Annotated in this window: 14 protein-coding genes; 5 read left to right on the top strand and 9 right to left on the bottom strand. The window is 31.7% G+C overall.

Features of this window, described 5'->3' with window-relative positions:
• Nucleotides 1-81: 81 nt before the first annotated feature.
• The 6 genes from ACFHWD_RS17920 to ACFHWD_RS17895 all read right to left on the bottom strand — a co-directional run bounded on the left by ACFHWD_RS17920 (nucleotide 82) and on the right by ACFHWD_RS17895 (nucleotide 7,442).
• Nucleotides 82-1,455: an APC family permease gene (locus ACFHWD_RS17920; RefSeq protein WP_150358143.1), complete on the bottom strand. Its 1,374-nt coding sequence runs from the start codon at nucleotides 1,453-1,455 to the stop codon at nucleotides 82-84.
• 452 nt (nucleotides 1,456-1,907) lie between these two features.
• Complete coding sequence (crcB, locus tag ACFHWD_RS17915) at nucleotides 1,908-2,261, bottom strand: fluoride efflux transporter CrcB (protein WP_378062834.1); 354 nt, start codon at nucleotides 2,259-2,261, stop codon at nucleotides 1,908-1,910.
• A 19-nt stretch (nucleotides 2,262-2,280) separates the two neighbouring features.
• Nucleotides 2,281-2,727, bottom strand: a complete 447-nt coding sequence (gene crcB, locus ACFHWD_RS17910) for a fluoride efflux transporter CrcB (protein ID WP_150358145.1) — start codon at nucleotides 2,725-2,727, stop codon at nucleotides 2,281-2,283.
• A gap of 297 nt (nucleotides 2,728-3,024) precedes the next feature.
• Nucleotides 3,025-4,707, bottom strand: a complete 1,683-nt coding sequence (gene ilvD / locus ACFHWD_RS17905) for a dihydroxy-acid dehydratase (protein ID WP_236035248.1) — start codon at nucleotides 4,705-4,707, stop codon at nucleotides 3,025-3,027.
• Between the two features lie 210 nt (nucleotides 4,708-4,917).
• Nucleotides 4,918-5,964: an SGNH/GDSL hydrolase family protein gene (locus ACFHWD_RS17900; protein ID WP_378062833.1), complete on the bottom strand. Its 1,047-nt coding sequence runs from the start codon at nucleotides 5,962-5,964 to the stop codon at nucleotides 4,918-4,920.
• 11 nt (nucleotides 5,965-5,975) lie between these two features.
• Nucleotides 5,976-7,442, bottom strand: a complete 1,467-nt coding sequence (locus ACFHWD_RS17895) for an MBOAT family protein (RefSeq protein ID WP_150358148.1) — start codon at nucleotides 7,440-7,442, stop codon at nucleotides 5,976-5,978.
• A gap of 192 nt (nucleotides 7,443-7,634) precedes the next feature.
• Here ACFHWD_RS17895 and ACFHWD_RS17890 point away from each other — a divergent pair, with 192 nt between their 5' ends.
• The 4 genes from ACFHWD_RS17890 to ACFHWD_RS17875 all read left to right on the top strand — a co-directional run bounded on the left by ACFHWD_RS17890 (nucleotide 7,635) and on the right by ACFHWD_RS17875 (nucleotide 11,432).
• On the top strand, nucleotides 7,635-7,823 hold the full coding sequence (locus tag ACFHWD_RS17890) for a ferritin family protein (protein ID WP_150358149.1): 189 nt from the start codon (nucleotides 7,635-7,637) through the stop codon (nucleotides 7,821-7,823).
• A gap of 303 nt (nucleotides 7,824-8,126) precedes the next feature.
• Nucleotides 8,127-9,239, top strand: coding sequence for a hypothetical protein (locus ACFHWD_RS17885; RefSeq protein WP_150358150.1), 1,113 nt, complete (start codon nucleotides 8,127-8,129; stop codon nucleotides 9,237-9,239).
• A gap of 181 nt (nucleotides 9,240-9,420) precedes the next feature.
• Nucleotides 9,421-9,990: a TetR/AcrR family transcriptional regulator gene (locus ACFHWD_RS17880; RefSeq protein ID WP_229981900.1), complete on the top strand. Its 570-nt coding sequence runs from the start codon at nucleotides 9,421-9,423 to the stop codon at nucleotides 9,988-9,990.
• Between the two features lie 44 nt (nucleotides 9,991-10,034).
• Nucleotides 10,035-11,432, top strand: a complete 1,398-nt coding sequence (locus ACFHWD_RS17875; protein WP_378062832.1) for a Na+/H+ antiporter NhaC family protein — start codon at nucleotides 10,035-10,037, stop codon at nucleotides 11,430-11,432.
• Nucleotides 11,433-11,458: 26 nt separating this feature from the next.
• Here the strand turns inward: ACFHWD_RS17875 and ACFHWD_RS17870 are convergent, their stop codons facing one another.
• Nucleotides 11,459-12,235, bottom strand: a complete 777-nt coding sequence (locus tag ACFHWD_RS17870; RefSeq protein ID WP_150358153.1) for an alpha/beta hydrolase — start codon at nucleotides 12,233-12,235, stop codon at nucleotides 11,459-11,461.
• 58 nt (nucleotides 12,236-12,293) lie between these two features.
• Entirely contained in the window at nucleotides 12,294-12,776 is a 483-nt protein-coding gene (gene msrA / locus ACFHWD_RS17865; protein WP_150358154.1) for a peptide-methionine (S)-S-oxide reductase MsrA, read from the bottom strand.
• 385 nt (nucleotides 12,777-13,161) lie between these two features.
• On the opposite strand from msrA, the gene ACFHWD_RS17860 reads away from it, so the two are divergent.
• Nucleotides 13,162-13,866 carry a lysozyme inhibitor LprI family protein gene (locus ACFHWD_RS17860; protein ID WP_179977304.1) on the top strand — a complete coding sequence of 235 codons (705 nt, stop codon included), beginning with the start codon at nucleotides 13,162-13,164 and terminating at the stop codon, nucleotides 13,864-13,866.
• 68 nt (nucleotides 13,867-13,934) lie between these two features.
• On the opposite strand, the gene splB is transcribed toward ACFHWD_RS17860, so the two are convergent.
• Nucleotides 13,935-14,948: a spore photoproduct lyase gene (gene splB, locus ACFHWD_RS17855; RefSeq protein WP_378062831.1), complete on the bottom strand. Its 1,014-nt coding sequence runs from the start codon at nucleotides 14,946-14,948 to the stop codon at nucleotides 13,935-13,937.
• Nucleotides 14,949-15,529 lie beyond the last annotated feature (581 nt).

Here is a 15,529-nt window from a genome sequence, read left to right as displayed (position 1 = left end):
ACTTGATACGGAAATTAGTTTACTCACCTTTAATTGGTATATTGATTATAGCATATATTGGTCCTAAGATTCTTATAAAATTCACACCTGCATCTTCGAAGTATCTCTTTTTAACACAAATGTCAATACTAAGTAGTATACAGTACCTAAGGTCAACCATACCAGTCCTATAATTTTCGACATAATAGCAAGGTGTATCCAAACATATACTATTATAATAAATCCTACAGTGGGCAATACAATGTGTTGAAAGAAATTATATTTCTTAGTTTTAAATACAAAATAATTAATAACTGCCACATGAAGTATCGCAAATGAAGTCAAGGCTCCAAAATTAACCAAACATGACAGTATATCAATCATTTCGCTGAATACGCTGCATACTATTATAGCAATTACAGCTACAAAAATTGTTGCAACATATGGGGTTTTAAATTTAGGGTGAATTTTTGAAAAAGCTTTTGGCATGAGTCCGTCTCTTGACATACTAAATAGTACTCTCGAAACTGCAGTTTGAAATGACAATGCACATGCAAAACCAAGAGCAATAGTTATTCCAATTTCACAAGTAAGTTTAAGTGCGTTTCCACCCACACTGAATGCAACTACATAGAATGACGTATTAGGATCTTTAAAGGCATGCCAGTCTGGATACGCCATTCCAGCTACCCAACACTGTATGACAAATATAATCCCACAAACTAACAGTGCTATTACAGTAGCTTTACCTATAGTTCCGCCTCCATCCTGGTTTTCCTCAGCCAATGTGCTTATACCATCAAAACCAAGATAACTTAAAACACAAATTGCTACTCCCGGCATTACTGCTGAAAGCCCAAGATTTGAATTAAATAACGGTTTCAGCGAAAATTCAGCGCCATTTACACCATGAGCTATTCCTATTACTCCACAAATTACAAAATATGTAAGTATGATTAATTGAAGGACAAGTAACACTTTATTGACTTTTGCAGCCATCTCAATTCCCCTGATATTGATTAAAGTATTACATATAATAAAAATAAATGCCCATAGGAAGATAGGTACTGAAGGCATCATATCGTGAAGAGCAGCTCCGCTTAACAGGTATAAAAGAGCAGGTATAAATGCATAGTCAAGTAATATTGCCCATCCGGCAAAAAAACCAACGGTTGTGTTTAGTCCTTTACTTGCATAACAATATACTGAACCAGCAATAGGAATTGCCTCCGCCATTCTTGCATAACTAAATGCTGTAAAAAGCATTGCAAGCATGCCAAGAAGGTATGCCAATGCAGCCATACCACTCGCCGCCTCATTCACAATTCCATATATACCAAAGGGTGCAATGGGAACCATGATGATTAATCCATAAATCACCAAATCTTTTGTCTTTAATACTCTATTTAATTCTTGCTCGTATCCAAAATCTTCAAGAGCAGTTTGTTGGAAATTCTCCTGACACTTTTTTTTCATAATTATATTCATTCCTTTCGCTTTGCTCAAGGCATAAAACGTAATGAAAATACTTGGCTTTGAGCGAATTTTTGTTTTATTATCAAGATAACAGATACTTTAACATAGGATTTCAAATCAGTATACCAATAATTATCAAGATTTTTTCTTAAAAAATAGTTTTAGTTTGAATATTCTGAAATTTACAGTATTACCGATAAACTCATTTTCCATTTCATGTTGTTGAATAAATTCTTACAACCTTCATCGCTTCAAGCTGCATCTCAAACTCTGCATTCTAAGGAAGTATCTCTTCTTTAGTTACACAGCAGTAGTCCCGTCACAAGTGAATACTACTATTGTTCATCTATATTATACCACATTTATTAAGTATTGATATTTTTACATAATCAAACTATTTAATCAATAAAAAAATAACAGCATCTGCCAAAAAGTAAATGCTGTTATTTTATTTATAAAAGACCTATTTTTATGCCAATTGAAAATCCTATTATTCCAATGATAACGGAGCTTAAGATATATACAAATGCATTCAACTTTTCATTATCTTTAAATAAATTAAATCCTTCGTACATAAATGTGGAAAAGGTCGTATATGCTCCTAAAAACCCATCTCCAAGAAATAAATACATGTTTGTACCAAATTGAGCTGAAGTCAAGATTCCAAGCATAATGGCTCCTGTGATATTTATTACAAAAGTTCCAACAGGAAATCTGGCGTTGACATGTTTTGATATAGTTTTTCCAATACCATATCTCGCAATACTTCCCAATATACCACCTGTACCAACTAGTAAATAATTCATCTCAATTTCCTCCTACAATTTAAATTACTTCGTCTATATCCTGAACATTTTCATCATAATCTGGTTTATGGTGATTATTTGTCATCTTTGAATTGAATTTGCTCCCAGCCATTATACCTAAATAGGCTGCTATAAGTCCCAAAGTCACTGACATGAGCATATAAGATACCGCTGCATAATAATATTTGCCGGTAATTAATTTTACTGTCTCTTTACACAATGTTGAAAATGTTGTATATGCCCCTATAAATCCCGTTGAAATTCCAAGTTGTATATTCTCATCAATTTTCAGTTTCTTACTCGTCACTGTAAGTACAAAAGCTAATATAAAGCTTCCAGTAATATTTATAAACAATGTATCCAACGGTATTGCAGTACTATAACTGAATATATTAATATTTTTTACAAAACTCCTTGATATAGCACCTAAAAAACCGCCAATACCAATAAAAATACATTTTCTCATCTATCAATTTTCCTTCCATTTTAAATTATTCTTTTGTAACTCATTTAAAAAATACTATATAAGAGAAGTTGTCTTCGGCCTTCAAAAAATAAATTAGCACAAATATGCATCTAAGACCACCTCTACAGCCTTTACTAAAAATAAGCATAAAAAAACTTCTACTAGCAATAGTAGAAGTCATTAATCACAGAGGATACTTAAGGGCAAACTTCACTACCTAAGACTCTAATTTATGTTTTTAATATTATCATAAATTAATAGATACATCAATATATACTTTAAGATATATTCACGTTCTTATAGCAAATCGTATTTCATGATTGCACCTTCAGAGCCTGATGCTGCAATCTTGCAATATAAACCCAGATATCCACGTTTAAATTTTGGTTCTGGGCGTTTCCATGTTTTTAAGCGGTTGGAAATTTCCTCATCGCTGACCATTAAATTCAAACTGCGATTTTCTACATCGATTTCAACTTTGTCACCATTTTTTATAATTGCAATCGGTCCGCCTTCTGCTGCTTCTGGAGATATGTGTCCCACAAAGCATCCATTATTCGTTCCGCTGAAACGTCCATCAGTTATTAATGCCGTTGATTTGGACAATCCACGTCCATATAAATATTTCATGGCCTTATACATTTCACGCATGCCAGGGCCACCTTTAGGGCCTTCATAACGGATAACAACTACATGTCCCTCATGTACTTTTCCTTCTAAAATTGCCTCTTCTGCCTCTTCTTCTGAATTAAAGCAAATGGCTTCTCCTACAAAATGATGCAAACTCTTATCAAATGCTCCAGGTTTTGTAATTCCCGTATCAGGTGCTATGTTTCCACGGAGTACAGCAACACCACCTTGATATCCAAACGGTTCTTTCATAGTTTTAATTACATTCGAATTCTCCGGATACTGGTATACATGATCTACAATATTATCTGCCACTGTATGACATGTAACAGTCATCTGCTCAGTATCTATAATTGTCTGCATCTCCTCCATTAACCGCATGACTCCGCCTGCCTGATAGAAATCAATCATATTGTATTTAGATGCTGGATTGATTTTGGCAATCTGAGGAGTCGTTTTCGATAACTCATCAAATTCCTCCAGTACATTAATATCTAATTCAGCTTCATAGGCAATAGCTGTAAGATGCATTACAGCATTCGTGCTGCCACTCATAGCAAGACACACTTTAATTGCATTTCTCACACTCTCTTTCGTGATAATCCTACGGGCTGTAATATTTTTCTGTACAAGTTCGACAATCTTAATGCCTGTATCTTCTGCAATGGCAAGGCGTGCAGCAGAAGCAGCTGGTATGATACCTCCATCCGGTAATGTCATGCCCAAAGCTTCCGATAATGAACACATTGTATTTGCAGTTCCCAGATAAGAACAGGAACCACATGTAGGACATGAAAGATTTTCTAAAGATACATATTCCTTTTCCGAAATCTTATTGGCAGTTAACATTCCGTAAGCTTCAGTACTTGAAGTCTGATCCGATTTACGGCCGTCAAAAACAATTCCTCCATCCATAGGTCCTCCCGGCAATAAGATGCATGGCATATCCAAACGTGCTGCTGCCATCAACATTCCCGGTACAATTTTATCACAGGAACCTAATAACACAATACCATCAAATAAATTGATCTGTGCCATGGATTCAACTGAATTTGCAATCAGTTCCCTTGAAGGAAGGATGTAATGCATTCCATCATGCCCTTGTCCCATTCCATCGCAACCACCAATCACTCCAAACTCAACTGGCGTTGCACCTGCACGGTATATACCATCCTTTACCCTCTGTGCAACCTGACGTAGATTAAAATGACCGGGAACACACTCACTCCACGCATTCGCAATTCCTATTAGAGGTCTTTTTAAGTCATCTGTTGAAAACCCCATTGACTTCCATGTAGCTCTATAATACTGATTCTGTAATCCACAAAGAATTTTTTTACTTCTCTCCACAGCTTTACTTCTCCCTTCCGGCATTATTTAAACGTATTTTTTCATTAATATAGATACTTTCTTCTTGTCTGTACGTATTTACGTACAATATATGCAAATACGTACTTTTGTAATTAAAAGTATCACTTTTCAAAATTTCTGTCAATAATTCATTTTCACTATAATAGCAGCTATCTCAGCTATCTCAAAACCATTTTCTTCTATTGATAATTACTTATCAGTTATATAAGTTGCTGCTTGAGACCTCTTATAATCTGCATTCCACTGACTATAGGCATTGTCATTTCTATGATCTTTCAAATTGTAATTTTGTTTTAAATAATCTCCAAAATCCTTTGTAACCTTATAGGCTCCCCATATATTAAGATGTCCTGAATTATTCATATCATTTTTGAAATCAAGATCTATTTCATCCATTTTATCATTATAATTGATAAATGGTATATTTTCTTTCTTTGCAATCTCTGCAACTTTGTTGAACATTTTGGCTTGTTGACTGACCCACTCATTTGAAGCAGCATCAGAATTATAGTCAAATGGAGTATTGACTAAAATCAATTTTAAATTATTTTCTTTACATAAGTCTATAATCTTGTTTAAATAGGCCAATGATTTCGTCGGAAGATTTACCGTTCCCGAAACTGTTCTGGATGTTTGATTTGCTGTTGAATCATCTTTTCCATATTTCTTGGTTCCAGCGGCAAATCCTTTAGCGTAGTATACTTCTGAACTATCATAATTGAAATCATTCTCTGTAAGTTGATTCCACCTATAATGATATTTCAAAAATGGTATCAGATACTCCAATCTGTCTTCAAGTGGCGTACAGTTCCATATGGCTTCCAGTTTATTCATCGAAAACTTCATATTGTCAAGCACATTGCTTATATACCCTCTTTGTCCATACTCAGCACTCTGAGCCAGATAATATGCATCAAGTACAACCACAGGATTTTCATGTTTCTTCAAAACTTCCTTCAACATGTAATACGTCATATCCATAGATTGGCCTCCTGTTGCATAGTTAAAACTTGTTATACCATAATCATGCCACAATACATTGGGATCTATTCCTCCATTCATATGACTTCCTCCCATTAACACCACATCATACGCATTTCCGGTATGGTTATACAAGCCTTCTATCAGCTTACTCCTATGATCTGTTTTCAGTATAAATATAGGGGTAATACTATAAATCATAAATATTAAAATAGTAATAAAAATTGAAATTTTTACAATTATCTTTTTAATCAAATACGCTCCTCCTAAAATCTAGAATATATAAATTGTTGGATATCATAACCTGAGCCATATACACCAAATATCAATATAACTATTGCTGAAGTCAAATACAGAGACCATCTGAATACCATATTTTGTTTCAACAATTCATCTCTCAGATTTTTTGTTCTCTGCAGCAGATCAACGATAAAAACTATACCCAGACTAAGCATTGCAACAAAAAAATTTGATGAATCCAATCCAAGTTTATACAGAGAGCCATCAGTAAATACTGAAGGATTAAAATAAAATATATTCTTAATTAACACTACAGCATTTTTAAAAGAGGTTGCTCTGAAAAACAGCCATGCAAAATCAACCAATATGAAATTAATCAATATCATAGATAATTTATAACCAAAGGAACTTGTCCTAATTTTAAATTTTCTCACCAGCATATCTCCTACAGGACTGAATAAATTTTCAACTATATAATATATACCATGTAATGTTCCCCAAACTACAAATGTAAAACTTGAACCATGCCACAGACCACTTACCATAAATACAATCATAACATTAAAATATTTTCTAGCTTTACTGCATCTGCTTCCTCCCAAGGGAAAATAAAGATAATCCATAAACCAACTTGTAAGTGACATATGCCATCGTTTCCAAAATTCTCTTATTGATTTTGAAAAATATGGTCTTTCAAAATTCTGTGACAGCCTAAAGCCCATAACTTGTGCTGCACCTATTGCTATATTTGAATATGACGAAAAATCACAATATAGTTGAAAGGCAAAAAATACCGTAGCTATCACTATTATAAATCCTCTGTAATTTGTTGGATTACTATAGACAGCATCTACAATATTTCCTATTCTGTCTGCCACCATTGTTTTTTGAAAATATCCCCATAACATCAAAAGTAACCCGCTTTTAACATTATTGTAGCTAAAATAGTGATTCTCATATATCTGTTTCATAAAATGCTTTGATTTCTGAATGGGTCCCGAGAGTAGCTGAGGAAAAAATGATACGAACAAAGCATATTTCCCTAAATTTTTTTCTGCCCTAACATCTTTTCTATAGACATCTATAATGTAGCTCAATGCCTGAAATGTATAGAATGAGATCCCAACAGGCAGTATAAAATCAAACGATGGCATATTTACAGCAATATGAAAATGATAAAAAACACGTGTAATACTTGTACTAAAAAAGTCATAATATTTAAATATAAAAAGAATTCCCAGATTACTCGATATACTAAAAAAAACAAGCAATTTTCTTATTTTTACTTTTTCTACCCTATCTATCAACAATCCACCAACATACGTAATTAAAGTGGATGTAATAATTAAAAAAATATATTTTGGATTCCACGTCATATAAAAGCAATAGCTTGCTGCAAGAAGCCAAATCCAACGTATTCTATTTGGTAGGACATAGTAAAAGATGACCACAATAAAGAAAAAAAGTAAAAACTGCGCTGAATTAAATGACAAACCAGAATACCTCCTAATTGTAAACAAATTAAAATACACATGTACATATCTTATTACATTTATGTGTCAAATAAGTTACAATTCAATACACTAGTCATAATAGTGGTAAAAATTTATGCATTTTAAAAAGAAGCTCATAATGAATAATATTTTTTATATTACAGAATCTATAAATGGAAAGGAAGGATAAAAATGAATTTAACAACAGAAGACATATTAAAGAAAAAAATTCTGGATGAACAACAAAATGTAAGAGATTATCAGCAGTACTCAGATAAAATAGACAATAAGGAAATAAACGAAATATTTAAAAATTTCGCAGAAAAATCAGCTTATCATGCACAGACTTTACAAAATTTATTAAAAAAACACAAAAGATAGAAGGTCTAAAAAAACCTTCTATCTTCTATATACATTTCTCTAATATATACCCATTCCTTAGTCTTGTGTTATAACATATCCCTTTAACTTTTCACATATATTTAATTATATACTAAATACCACTTTTTTCATTACCCTTAAACAAGGTCAATATTGCGGCAAAAGCGGATACCTATCATAATTAACTCATTTACATTTTGTTCATAAACCCAGGAATTATCTTGATTTGCCCATTTGACACAAATATATATCTATCTTATAATTTATTTACATAATTATAAAAAGCAAGGAAGCGAATTTAATATGCTAGGTGTTATCAAAACTGCAATTATAACTATAGTAATATCGTTTATATCTGGACTGCTCTTAGACTATTATAAAAACTTGGCACCCAGATTACTATGCCATGTGGGAAATGCCATTTCAATGAATCTAGAAGGTAAAAAAGTTTTCGCATACATTGTAACTGTTGCCAATGTATCAAACAAGATAATCCATGAAATAACCTTAGATATACAAAATAAACAAAACAACTTAAAAATTGCAGAAACAAAGATAACCAGGGGACTGAAATTTAATTCTTCAATAAAAGATAAAACTTTAGATGTCAATATACCCTTTTTGAGTAAAGGTGATAAATTTTCAGTTACACTCTACGTAGAAGGTCAACGTGCACCACTCGCTAAACCTGTTATCATACTCAGATCACCTGAAAAATTCAAAAGGATAGAATCCATGGAACAAAGGGGGCTTCTATTTTTATTGCTTAATATACCCAAAAATATAGTTAATGCAGTTTCAAAACCAACTGAAAAAGGCAATTATACCAAAGCCACAAATAAAGAGCCTTATAACTACAATAACAAAGCATTAAGTGATAAAAAAAGGAAAAAGACTTTCAAACCTGATTTAAACAAGAAGGCATTAATAGCAATGGCATCAATTGCTTTAATTGTAGTTGTGGGATTTTCAAGTAGAGCTTTTTTAAAGGCAAAATCCAATAATTCAAAGACACCTGAAGTAAATAGCACTGTTCAAAAAGAGCCTACTACTAATTCAACAGGAGGATCAACTAAAACCAACAGTACAACTAAATCACCTTCTAGTAATACAATTAAAAACACAAACACAACCAATTCGTCTTATAAAAACACCGGAAACGGAAATTCGAATTCAGGCAGTTCATCTTCTAAAAATAGCACTGAAAATACGGGCTCAAACAACTCATCATCTGAAAGTACTAAAAATAATAAAAACAATACTGAAAATACAAATACAACGACTAATTCATCTTCTGGTAATAATGGCGAAAATACTAATTCAAATAATTCATCTTCTGGGGATACTACAGGAAACAATAATTCAGCTAACTCATCTTCCGGCAGTACAGGAGAGAGTACACCTGAATCCAACTAATTAGCTTGATAATGATGAAAAAGCTTTCTGTGATATCTGATTTATTACAGAAAGCTTTTTTTATATAAATATCCTCATCTCTAAAAAGCAGGAAAACTTTTCGTATCATATTTTTAAACTTGACTTCATTTGGTATTTACTGTATTATATACTTACGAACGATCGTAAAGGGGGTAGTCAAATGACTATTACAGAAATAAAAAAAGCCGCGCTGCTAAATTTTACAGAAAAGGGATATGACGGTGCTTCACTTTCTGATATTGCTCAAGAAGTAGGAATAAAAAAGCAATCAATTTATTCTCATTTTAAAAGTAAAGATGAATTATTTCTTACAGTTATGGAAGAAGTTATTAATGAGGAGACTAAATTTTTGCATCAGTATTTCTCTCATTATCAACCTGATTTAAAAAACTACCTGGAAGATTTTATTTTAAAACTTAAAGAACGCTATACGAATAATAAGGAATGTAATATGAAGTTTATACTGCGTATGGCCTATATGCCACCAGTTCATTTGAGAGAAGAAGTTATCCTTAATTTTAAATTGTACTTCTCAGAACTTGAAAAGCTATTAAATAAATTATTTTTTAATACGGAAACTTTTTCAAAAAAAGCTGAAAGAGCTACTCTTTCTTTCATGACTATTTTAGACGGGCTGCTAGTAGCATTAATATATGGGGGAATTGAAAGATTTAATCAAAAATTCAGAGTCTCATGGGAAATATACTGGAGCGGCCTATTAAATGACTAAGTTTTTAGAATTTTAATTTAAAAAAAGATTGGCAGGAACGATATATGAATGAAAACAAAATTCCCGAAAAATATACTTATATTATTTTAACATTTACACTTATCTCAATTATTAGCTGTATTATATTAAATGCATTCCTATTTTATGGTTTTATGGCAAGCATAATTTTTTCTATATATTTATGTAGAAAAAGTGGATTTTCAATAATTGAACTCTTTAACATGATAAAAAGAGGACTTTATGAATGTAAATCGCTCTTCATTTTAATGGCATTAATTGGAGCCATGATTCCCATATGGATGTCTTCTGGAGTTGTACCAACTATGTTATACTATGGGCTCAAATATATGAAAGGTACAAACTTTTTATTTTCTGCTTTTATACTTACATCAGTAGTTTCGATATTTATGGGCACAGCATTTGGAACCATAAGCAGTGTAGGAATTGCATTATTAGCACTGTCAAAGATATTTGGAATACCAAATTATATTCTTTTAGGAGCTATAGTTTCAGGAGCTTTTATAGCAGATAAGAGTTCCCCAATATCAAATCTATTTAATCTCACTCTTGAAACCGTAAAAATAGAGTATAAAGAAGCTATAACATCCATGCTAAAGACATTACTTCCAACTTGTTTTATATCCGCATCAGTATATTATTTTATAGGGAAGAAATACAGTGTAGTTATTGAAAATTCTAATATAAATAATTTTATGTATGCTATTAACAGCAATTTTACTGTCTCACCATTAATATTACTTCTACCATTAAGCATTATAATTATGTTATTTTTGGGAATAAAAATGCTAAAATCAGTATTTTTAGCATTAATTGCCGGAATAGTTGTTTCCATTGTTTTTCAAAGAGAAGGTTTTAATCACATTATAAATGCCATATTAAACGGTTATAATATAAATACTAATTTTGTCCAATTGAATACAGTATTAGTTAGCGGCGGCATGATATCCATGATATCTGTGCTGCTTATAATAGCAGGTGCAGTCAGCCTAAGCAGCATATTTCAAGAAACCGGACTCATAATTCCAGTAATTAAAAGAATAACCTCTAAAATTAAATCGAGTGAAGAACTCATTTTAAAAACAGGACTTATAAGTGGTGCCTTAACAATTATAAGTGATCAAAGTGTTGGAATAATACTTCCTGGAAAGTTTTTAATCAATAAATATAAAGAGTTAAAAGTTAAAAATTGTATTTTAGCTAGAACTATGGCGGACACCGGAACAATTATTGCTCCTCTTATTCCATGGAACGTAAATTCACTATTTATTTTTATAACAACAGGTATTTCAACCATCTCATATGCACCTTATGCGGTATTATGCTACATGTCTCCCATAATTACATTTATCTTTGCTTTTCTACATAAGTTTCAAGGTAGAAAACAGACAAAAGAGATACAAGTGAAAAATACAATAAAATAATTTTTTAAATACTATATTTTAATATATTATTTAAGTTCTTTTTCTAAAAAATTACTTGTACAATCAATAACTTCATTTTCCCAATTTATACTATTAAATGTATGATCTGCTCCATTTACGGTATATAGGACTGCTTTATCACCATAAATATCCAGATATTTTTCTGATACACTGTGTTTAATAATTTCATCATTATCACCATGTATCAAAAGAACATTTTTATCATAGTTGACAGCTCTTTCAAAAACATTGATATTTTCCGTATCTTTTAAGAAGTCTATACCAAGCATTAACCCTCCCATATCCCTGAAACCATTTCTAAGCATTTTTTTAAGATCTTCTTTTTCATTTTTTTCCCTATTCATGACAATTTCTCTTATGTTACCTGCCGGAGCCCAGAGGCATAGCGATTGTATGTCTTCTTTTCTATCACCTGCCAGCATACTTGCAACAGCTCCTCCCAAACTGAGGCCCAGAATGCCTATTCTATTTTTATCAACAAAATCCAAAGACTTTGCATAATCAAGTATGGCATTTGCGTCATCAAGTTCCCTGGAAACAGTCATATCAACAAAGTCGCCATCACTTTCTCCACTTCCCCCAAAATCAAATCTAACGCTTGCAATCCCCCTCTCAGCTAAAATTCTCGATAACTTGACAAATATAAAATGAGATCCTATTTTATCACCTGTAAAGCCATGAAAAATACAAACTATTGGAATATCAGCTGTAATGTTTTCAGGAATGTGCAGCGTTCCTCTTAAAATTAATCCTTTACTTTCAATTTCAACTGCTTTTTGCATTAAATTACACCTCTTTTTTAATTCTAAAACAATTCGCTGTAAAAAGAAAGAGTTTGGGTCAGTTCATCAGTTCTTTTGGTATATGGCAGTATCCCCCTGGATTTTTCTCAAGATACTTCTGATGATATCCCTCGGCGTTATAAAAATTTTCAAGAGGAAGAACCTCTGTTACAATTTTTTTCTTGTAGTTTTTCTGCTGATTTTCTATGGATTTTTTTATAATATTCACATCATCCTCATCTATATAATAAATTCCGGTCCTGTATTGATTTCCCCTGTCATTTCCCTGCCTATCCACAAGTGTTGGATCTATTACCTTCCAGTACATTTCAAGCAATTTTTCAAGTCCTATAATCTGAGGATCATATTTTAAGAAGCAGGCTTCTGCAAACCCTGTATTTCCGCTGCAGACTTCTTCATAACTGGGATTTTTTCCATTCCCATTTGCATATCCAACTTTTGTCTTTAGGACTCCCCTTATACCGTCAAAATATGCCTGAACTCCCCAGAAGCATCCTCCTGCAAATACAATGTTTTTCACAGTTCACATCTCCTATTCTTTCACATAATTACTTTTGTATTTCCTAATTTCAAGCGAACTTCTAATATTCTTTAGTATACTGCTAAATTAATGAATTATAAAAGTTTTTAAGCATAATAATTTAATTACTTTATTAATTAAAATTTAACAGTTTGTATTATCTATAGGTTGTATAATATAATTTAACTATGGCAATTGTACATCATACAATAAGTAGTTTAATACAGTACCCTACTTTAAAAACCTGGACTGATTTCTTTATTGTTGACATTTTTCATTGTTAGTGAGAGTGAGTCCAACCCAACAGCAGAGCTTGGAAGTGTGGAAAACCTCTATTCAAACTTATTCCAGATACCAAAGTAAAGCGAAGGGAATGATTATAAAAATGAAAAAAAGTATAGTAATTACAATTCTAATTTTAGCTTTAAGTTTAACTGGATGTCAAAGTAGTGCCATAAAAGTTGAAAACACTCAACCGGCAAAAAATATTACAAAAAGCAATAATACTGAGTTGCCAAAAAATACTGCAGAAAACGAAAATACCAGTTCAGAAAAAAATACTGCAGAAGGTGAAAACTCCAAGTCAGCAAAAGACTCTGCACAAAGCCAAAATACTGAGTCATCAACTACCATAACAGATGATACTACAAAAACTAAAGAGAACGTGAATTCCAATACTCAAGAGAAAACCAATTCCAAGATTGACCAACCAAATAATAAACTGAATGAAGAAAATAAAAAACAGGAATATATAAATAAATTAGACAATATTGAATTAGGCTTTAAAGATTTCAACAATACTGAGAAAACAGCAGAAGATATGATGAATCACGCAAATGAAAGATATAAACAGTGGAATGCAGCTTTGGATGAAATTTATTATGACATATTAAAAGGACAGTCATCCCCAAGCGAAATAGAAAATTTGCAAAATGAAGAAATTCAATGGACAGATAAGAGAGATGCCAAGGCCGAAGAGGACTCATCCAAAATGAAGGGGGGAACAATGGAATCCATACTATATACCAACTCATCAGCCCAATCAACAAAAGAAAGATGCTATGAATTGGTGGACAAGTACATGAAATAATATCATCAATTTTGCCCCAATACAAATTACGGGGTACACCCTTTTCTTTTTTTCATTTTATTAAACCCTCATATTATGTATTTTATACTTGACTTATCAAAGTATTTTTCGATATTTTCTTTGAAAAATTCTTTCATATAGTTCAATTCATCATCTTTATATACATACTTGCCATACCCAAACTGGCCATACTTGAATTTCCTAATTTTCTCTTCCATAGGCAGCATTGTTTTAGGATACACTGTTAAAATATTTTCTTTTGCTTTTTTGGTAAATCTATGAGATATTATTTCAAAAGTGATCGGTGAATCAGAGAAATTATTCCCTATCTTATCTATAATATCCCTGTATTCAGTTTCCCAATTAGGATTCAAAAATACTGGTGCAATTATAAAGCCCACATTATACCCGGCATCTATAACTTTTACAGCTGCGTTTATTCTATCCTTAAGTTTAGGAGTTCCGTGTTCAAATTCACTTATTATTTTATCTGTATTTATACTGAATCTTACGGTAGTTTTCCCATTATGATTTAAACTGAGAAGATTATCTACGTCAGTAAATTTAGTCACAAATTTAAAATACCCATTTTTACTTTTCCCAAAGTGTATTATACATTTACTCAAATTCCCTGTATAAGGTTCAACAGGAATTGGATCAGAAGTTGCCGCACCTTCAAATACTGTTATACCTGGCAGTTTCTCCTCAATATATTTATCTGCTCTATTTAATATTTCATCTATATTTGCATAAACCTTTGTATAAGGCTTTTTACCCATTCTAGTATTGAGATAACAATACTCACACATTCCCATACAACCACTTACTAATGGCAATTGATAATTTGCAGAGGGCTTACAGGATTGAAACTCATAAGACTTTCTAATTCCTACTACCAATGTATTTTTACTTTCAAAATACATTTCAGAAGCTGTATTCCCCGGTATCTGCGTTATTCTTCCGCTTTTAGAAAATAGCAATTCCACATCTTTATGCTTAAAATATTCCATTATTTTTTTCCCTGTTTTATATTCCAACGCTGCATTTTCAAATATAACTCTTTTAGGCTGAAACAATGCCATTCACCTCAAGAATATTATGTGATTATAATTAAAAATTATAAGGGGTTAAAAAATATTTCTAATTATATGCAAAATGTTGTAACTAAAAGGCTGAAAGCAAATATAGATAAATACTAAATCTAAAATTTTATAGTTTTATTTAAATTATTTTTGACGAATTTTTGACGGCAAAAATATATAAGGAGCTAATCGAAAATGATTAGCCCCTTGCTTTGGTTAAAAGATAACAATTTAAAACATAGATTGTGATGTATTATACTATAATATAATAATTTGAGCAATAGAGAATTTCTGGAAATGCTAAATAAGAGAAAGAGCTCCTAAATATAGGAACTCTTGTGAGATTAAAAGTTTCTAGGAACTAATCATTCAATTACATTCTAACATATATTTATAAAAATTCAATAAACTACACAGGAATAAATTAATATATCTAGGATATACTATCAATGAAACTTTGTTACAATCATTCTTGCATAACTTGTTTATAGGGGTTCCGGTTACTACGGGGCTTCTATATTTTTATTATAAACAAACTTTATAAATATAGATTCATGGTTAAAATTTATGCTATAATAATT

It is taken from the genome of Clostridium sp. MT-14 (assembly GCF_042436595.1).
Lineage (GTDB): Bacteria > Bacillota > Clostridia > Clostridiales > Clostridiaceae > Clostridium_B > Clostridium_B aromativorans.
The sequence above is the reverse complement of the archived record's forward strand: the minus strand, read 5'-3'. Positions and strand labels throughout refer to the sequence as shown.

What these genes read in the sequence shown, in the direction of transcription:
- ACFHWD_RS17920 (WP_150358143.1), bottom strand. Translation starts at nt 1,455, where the DNA reads ATGAAAAAAAAGTGTCAGGAGAATTTCCAACAAACTGCTCTTGAAGAT.
- crcB (WP_378062834.1), bottom strand. Translation starts at nt 2,261, where the DNA reads ATGAATTATTTACTAGTTGGTACAGGTGGTATATTGGGAAGTATTGCG.
- crcB (WP_150358145.1), bottom strand. Translation starts at nt 2,727, where the DNA reads ATGAGAAAATGTATTTTTATTGGTATTGGCGGTTTTTTAGGTGCTATA.
- ACFHWD_RS17890 (WP_150358149.1), top strand. Translation starts at nt 7,635, where the DNA reads ATGAATTTAACAACAGAAGACATATTAAAGAAAAAAATTCTGGATGAA.
- ACFHWD_RS17885 (WP_150358150.1), top strand. Translation starts at nt 8,127, where the DNA reads ATGCTAGGTGTTATCAAAACTGCAATTATAACTATAGTAATATCGTTT.
- ACFHWD_RS17880 (WP_229981900.1), top strand. Translation starts at nt 9,421, where the DNA reads ATGACTATTACAGAAATAAAAAAAGCCGCGCTGCTAAATTTTACAGAA.
- ACFHWD_RS17875 (WP_378062832.1), top strand. Translation starts at nt 10,035, where the DNA reads ATGAATGAAAACAAAATTCCCGAAAAATATACTTATATTATTTTAACA.
- ACFHWD_RS17870 (WP_150358153.1), bottom strand. Translation starts at nt 12,235, where the DNA reads ATGCAAAAAGCAGTTGAAATTGAAAGTAAAGGATTAATTTTAAGAGGA.
- ACFHWD_RS17860 (WP_179977304.1), top strand. Translation starts at nt 13,162, where the DNA reads ATGAAAAAAAGTATAGTAATTACAATTCTAATTTTAGCTTTAAGTTTA.
- splB (WP_378062831.1), bottom strand. Translation starts at nt 14,948, where the DNA reads ATGGCATTGTTTCAGCCTAAAAGAGTTATATTTGAAAATGCAGCGTTG.